This window comes from Hyella patelloides LEGE 07179, from assembly GCF_900659865.1.
Lineage (GTDB): Bacteria > Cyanobacteriota > Cyanobacteriia > Cyanobacteriales > Xenococcaceae > Hyella > Hyella patelloides.
The window spans coordinates 1-5,479 of record NZ_LR214128.1 but is presented as its reverse complement, the minus strand read 5'-3'; the positions used below and the strand labels follow the sequence as shown (position 1 = coordinate 5,479).

7 protein-coding genes are annotated in these 5,479 nt (G+C 35.8%); all 7 read left to right on the top strand.

Going from position 1 to position 5,479, the window contains the following annotated elements; all coding sequences use genetic code 11:
• Window positions 1-32 precede the first annotated feature (32 nt).
• Window positions 33-221, top strand: a complete 189-nt coding sequence (locus tag H1P_RS30450) for a hypothetical protein (RefSeq protein ID WP_144874803.1) — start codon at window positions 33-35, stop codon at window positions 219-221.
• A gap of 371 nt (window positions 222-592) precedes the next feature.
• A complete protein-coding gene (locus H1P_RS30445; RefSeq protein ID WP_144874801.1) occupies window positions 593-952 on the top strand; it encodes a YtxH domain-containing protein in 360 nt (119 codons plus the stop codon).
• A gap of 220 nt (window positions 953-1,172) precedes the next feature.
• A complete protein-coding gene (locus H1P_RS36765; RefSeq protein WP_186376235.1) occupies window positions 1,173-1,349 on the top strand; it encodes a hypothetical protein in 177 nt (58 codons plus the stop codon).
• Window positions 1,350-1,365: 16 nt separating this feature from the next.
• Complete coding sequence (locus H1P_RS30440; RefSeq protein WP_144874799.1) at window positions 1,366-1,614, top strand: hypothetical protein; 249 nt, start codon at window positions 1,366-1,368, stop codon at window positions 1,612-1,614.
• Window positions 1,615-2,094: 480 nt separating this feature from the next.
• The gene (locus H1P_RS30435) at window positions 2,095-2,298 is read left to right on the top strand and encodes a hypothetical protein (RefSeq protein ID WP_144874797.1); all 204 of its coding nucleotides are present in this window, start codon (window positions 2,095-2,097) and stop codon (window positions 2,296-2,298) included.
• Window positions 2,299-2,600: 302 nt separating this feature from the next.
• Window positions 2,601-3,512, top strand: coding sequence for a hypothetical protein (locus tag H1P_RS30430; protein WP_144874795.1), 912 nt, complete (start codon window positions 2,601-2,603; stop codon window positions 3,510-3,512).
• A gap of 59 nt (window positions 3,513-3,571) precedes the next feature.
• The coding region (locus H1P_RS30425) for a two-partner secretion domain-containing protein (RefSeq protein WP_144874793.1) at window positions 3,572-5,479 on the top strand (1,908 nt) is incomplete at its 3' end.

Sequence of the window (5,479 nt, the reverse complement as noted above, 5' to 3'; positions counted from 1 at the left end):
TTTCTCTTTAAGTGTAGTCTAAGTTTAGGAAATTGGTATTAGATACTTTTGTTTTAGGTGACGAGGATGACGGTGTTTTCTACCAAGGTCTTGGCTTTGCCAGGATTCAAGGTTTTGATTGGACAGAAGGAGATAAATTCCAAGCTGCTGGCAATCAAGGCGATTACTCTCTTAGCTATGGTAATTGGCACGGTAGTGCAGATCAAGATAAGATACTTTAGTCAAACATAACGGCGATTGGGTTGCAATCATCGAAGATGATACAAGTGTTGCTATCGGTTTAGACTTTGATTTTGTCTAATTTGTCTAAGATTTTTCTCTAACTCAAAGAGCGATCGCCATATTCAAACTCTCTTCCTATAGAGCGATCGCTTAATAAATTGTAGGGTGAGCATTACCACCCTACTCAAAAGCAGATTTGGTGACACTTTCAAGCTTTAAATTAAATAACTACAGTATTGTTTGAAGACTATTTTTTGTTAAGCAATGTAACAAGATTGCAGAGGCACAGTTATGACGACTGATGAGTAATCAGTACTGACATTTATTGAATTCAAATACGATGCTTAATCACAAAATCCATTTATCTTTCATGACAGTAATGTTTTTGCTGTTGGGAACTTCTCTAAGACAACATTCTGTTGCTCTACCTTTGGAAACTTCATTATCTGAAAATCAAATTTCACAAGCTATTGTGGCAGTTCAACCAAAGGGGAAACAAACACCACATAATTCTACTATTCAACAGAATAAAGGTTTTTTTGAAGATCTTAAAGAGGATGTTGAAGATGTTCAAAACGATGTTGTTGAGACGGGAGAAGATGTTCAAAACGATGTTGTTGAAACAGGAGAAGATGCTAAAAATAATGCTGTTGAGACAGGAGAAGACGTTCAAAACGATGTCGTTGAAACAGGAGAAGATGCTAAAAACGATGTTGTTGAGAGAGAATAGGATTTCAAAATGTAATTTTCGATTATTCTTTCATAATGAATGATCGCTGTTTTTTTTCTTTCTTCTTTTGAGAACTACTTTCTTGAAACTATATTGACCAACGGTCAGAGATTACGTCATCCCAATTAGTTTCTGATTGATAAAACTGCGATCGCTTTTTACTTTTTTAAGCAACGGCGAGCGCACTTCTGATAACTCTTCCAATAGTGTTTTAGCTCTCATGACTAGCTACTTTGTAACCATCTACATCTATTGTTTTTCCTTTAGTATTGCGATCGCTTTTACTAATGACTCTTGCTCTTTAAGCGATCGCTTTTTTGATTTTTTAACTCTTCCTACTACAATTAGACAACAATTAAATAATGCGATCTCAGAAAACATAAAGTATAAACAGTAGAGATTCTTAGTTTTTCATGCGAAGTATCAAACTATATTCCCTTGTTGGTTCTGACGGTATTCTACATTTAGAAGTGCCAGTGGGCATTACAAATGCTGAACTAGAAGTGGTGGTGACAGTGAGAAGTGTTAGCTCTGGTTCGGAGAAATTGGGGGAATTAGAATGGTTGCCAGAATTTTTGGGGAAAACCGCAGAAGCTTGGCAAGAAGAGTCTTTGGAGCAAAAATCTCCACAAAAAACAGAAAATCAAGAGGAGCTATTTTGATTGATTTGTCTGATACTAAATGGGAACTGTTTTTACAGCGTCATATCTCAAAACTTTCAGCGATCGCTTACCTGCTTTTTTCCCTCTTCCCAATAAAACAATCCCCAAAAATAAATAAATTTCTGGGCTAAGATTTTAAGTCCGTTTCAACGGACTTCAGATATCAGATATAAGACAGAGAATTGATTCTCTGGCTGTACTGACTGTACTTCAGAAGCGCGATCGCAATATCCTCGAACTTTTGGCGATCGCACTCCCTGACTCCTGAATGTATCTCTCTACTGCTAATAAAAATCTCACAAACAACTAGCAACCAGCAACTAGCAACTAGCAACCAGCAACCAGCAACTAACCACTAACCACTAACAAACAACCAATTGTTAAAAAATGTAACGAGCCTGCATAAAGTTGGTGATTTTTACTGAGTGATTAATAGAGGTAAGACAATTAACATTATTTATAATTCGTCAAATGATCGAGATGAATAACAGTTTAAAGAGCGATCGCCATGCAGATCGAGTTTGGATAAAAATAATTGCAGAAAAATTTAATCGTTCAATGGCAGTTTTAAAGTTAGGAAATACTGACAGTAAAAACCAAGAAAGGTGGTTTAAAAGTAGTTATCAAAATGATGTTTTTGGTAGTAATTTTAGTAAGTATATTGTGATTAGTAATTTAGGGTAAATGAAGATTAATGATAGGGCTAGTTGTTTGAGTTTAGTAAGTAGTGATTTTATTGTTTTTTGATTATTTTTTGTTTAGCGATCGGTAAATCCAGTTTTGATAAGAATATTTACTTTTGCTTCTTATTTTAGACAAATTTTCTTGATAAGTATAAAAATCAAATCAAGTTTTTATAAATAGATTGCTATTTTATTAAATTGAGATAAAAAACGTGATAAATTACTTTTTAATTAAAAGCGCGATCAATCTTGCCAACAATTGAACCATAATTTTTAGATTGATTAATAGAGACAATAACTAACATGAAAACAATTAAATTTATTACCAGTGCTGTTTTAATTGCAGGAATTTCTTTAGCTACTATTGCTGAATCGGCAGATGCCAGAAGTAAATCAAAATCTTCTAAAAGAGGTGGAGATGAAACCGAGACTGATAATATATTTGTCTTGGTTGATGAAACTATTGAAGGAATGAAAATTGAAGATCGAGACGATAGTTTTAATGTTGGTTTCTTTGAGAATGCAATTGAAGACTATACTTTGTTTGACCAATCTTTTGAAACGGCTAATGATACAGATGAATCTTTTGTTAATATAGATAACATCTTTGAAAATATTGATACTATTGTTGCAGAAGGTAGTTTCAATACTTCTAATGGTACTGAAATAAATGTTTCACAATATTTACCGTTTGCCGATTTAGAAACAGAATTAATTGAGAAAGAAAATATCTTTGCAGATTTGGGAGTTACATCCGATGAAACAGTGGGAGATTTAATTAGATACAGTTTTATCAATCCTGATGGTAGTAGCGAGCCTATTGTAAGCTATCTATTAAATACTGAAGGCTTTACAGAAGAACAACTAAATAATTCAATCAACGATTTATCTTTCATAATTTTTGACACTTTATCCGATCCTTCTTTTGAGTCATCTGCATACGATTCTGACAGATTAATAGAGATAGCAAAGGACAACAATGGAGGAATACTTACCAATAGTCTATTTAATGTTTTTTCTGAGACCCAAGATGGTGGGCTAGAACCTAACAATAGAATTTTTTCAGATGGAGTAGTTGAAGAAGAGATTTCTAATCCCTCTGAAACAGTTCCCGAATCGAGTAATCCACTAAGCTTATTAGCGTTAGCAACTTTATCTATCGGAATAGCTTTTAAGAAAAAAAGCAGAGTTAGTAAAGATAACATATTGAGTTAAAAGTAGATTTCTGCCAAATTATTTGACCTACTCAAATAATGTATTGACTATTTAAAACTATGAATTTATTTCCTGCTTCTTACTTCTTTAAAAGTACGATCGTTTTCAGTTTGTTAATCTGTAGCCATGCCCAAGGGCAGGTTGTTCCAGATGAGACATTACCAGAAAATTCGGCTGTTACTTCTCAAGATAGTACTATTCAAATTGATGGTGGAACGCAAGCAGGAGATAATCTTTTTCATAGTTTTGAACGGTTTTCCGTACCAGTAGATAACACGGCATCTTTTAATAATGCGGTTGAGATACAAAATATTTTTTCTCGCGTTACGGGTAGCTCTATTTCCGAAATCGATGGTATTGTTCGAGCTAATGGTACGGCTAATTTATTCTTGATCAATCCCAATGGCATCATCTTCGGGGAAAATGCTTCTTTAAATATTGGTGGTTCTTTTCTGGGTAGTACCGCAGATAGCATTATTTTTTCCGATGGTTTTGAATTTAGTGCCACCAATAGTCAAACCACTCCCTTATTAACTATTAGTGCGCCGATTGGATTGGGTATTAAGGCAACATCGGGGGACATTATCAATCGCTCCTTTGCTACAGATATTGATGGTAATTTTGTGGGCTTGCAAGTGCCAGGAGAACAAACTCTTGCTTTTGTAGGTGGCAATGTTTTCATTGAAGGAGGAATTCTCACTGCCGAAAGTGGACGAATTGAAATCGGCAGCGTGGGGGAAGATAATACGGTGAATCTTTCTCTAACAGAACAAGGTTTTTCTCTCGACTATCAAGAAGTTCGAGAGTTTAAAGATATCAATTTATCCGCATTAGCCTTTGTCGATACTAGCGGTGACAAAGGTGGCGACATTTCAATTCAAGGAAGACAACTAATTCTTACTGGAGATAGTGCTGTTGTGTCTACTACCTTTGGTACGGAAGCAGGGGGTACGGTAGAAATAAACACTTCCGAATTGGTTGAAATGGATGGCGATGCTACTACTATTTCCACTTCCACAGAAGGTACGGGTAAAGCTGGAGATATTTTCATAGAAACTAATAGGTTAATTGTCAGAGATGGTGCTTTTGTTGAAAATGTAAGCCTTGCTGAAGGTAGTGCTGGTAATTTAACTGTTAAAGCCACAGAATCAGTAGATTTAGTTGGTACAACCTCAGATATTGAATTTCCCAGTGGTTTATTTGCTGAGGCTAATGATGTTGGAAGTGGAGGCAATCTAACCGTTGAAACTCAAAACCTCACAGTTAGAGATGGTGCAGCTATTTCTATCTCTAATTTTGGAATTGGACAAGGAGGAAACTTAACAATAAAAGCCACAGAATCCTTTGAAGTTCTGGGAACAGCCTTAGATGATGCTTTTCCCACCACTGTTCGTGCTGATGCTGATAGCATTGGTAGCGGAGGAACTTTAATTGTTGAAACTCAGAGGCTTACTATTAAAGATGGCGCAAAAATCTCAACCGATACTTTTTTTAATGGTGACGCAGGAAATTTAATAATCAAAGCTTCTGAATCTATAGAACTTTTTGGTACTTCAGAGGATGGTTTAGATGCCAGTGGTTTGTTTGCTCTCGTGAATGATAGTGCTTCAGGTAATGGAGGAACTATAAGCATTGAAACCAAACAGTTGATTGTTAGAGATGGCGCACAGATATCTACTTTAGCTAGTAATGAAGGTCAAGGAGGAACTGCAACTATTAATGCTTCAGATTCAATTTTGCTTTCGGGAACTTCATCATTAGATGATGCTTTCAGTAGCAGTGGTGTTTTTGTTTCTGCTTCGTTAGGGTCTAGTGGCGATGCGGGAGAGTTGACTATCAATACAGGAGAATTAACAGTAGAGAAAGGAGCGAAGATTTCGGCGGATAACTTTGGTATGAGGGCAGGAGCTAACGTTGACTTAAATGTAGATCGCTTAATTATTCGCGATGGTGGTATTGTCGGTGCT

Excerpts from the sequence above, each read along its gene's own strand:
- H1P_RS30445 (WP_144874801.1), top strand. The coding sequence starts at position 593 with ATGACAGTAATGTTTTTGCTGTTGGGAACTTCTCTAAGACAACATTCT.
- H1P_RS36765 (WP_186376235.1), top strand. The coding sequence starts at position 1,173 with ATGACTAGCTACTTTGTAACCATCTACATCTATTGTTTTTCCTTTAGT.
- H1P_RS30440 (WP_144874799.1), top strand. The coding sequence starts at position 1,366 with ATGCGAAGTATCAAACTATATTCCCTTGTTGGTTCTGACGGTATTCTA.
- H1P_RS30435 (WP_144874797.1), top strand. The coding sequence starts at position 2,095 with ATGAATAACAGTTTAAAGAGCGATCGCCATGCAGATCGAGTTTGGATA.
- H1P_RS30430 (WP_144874795.1), top strand. The coding sequence starts at position 2,601 with ATGAAAACAATTAAATTTATTACCAGTGCTGTTTTAATTGCAGGAATT.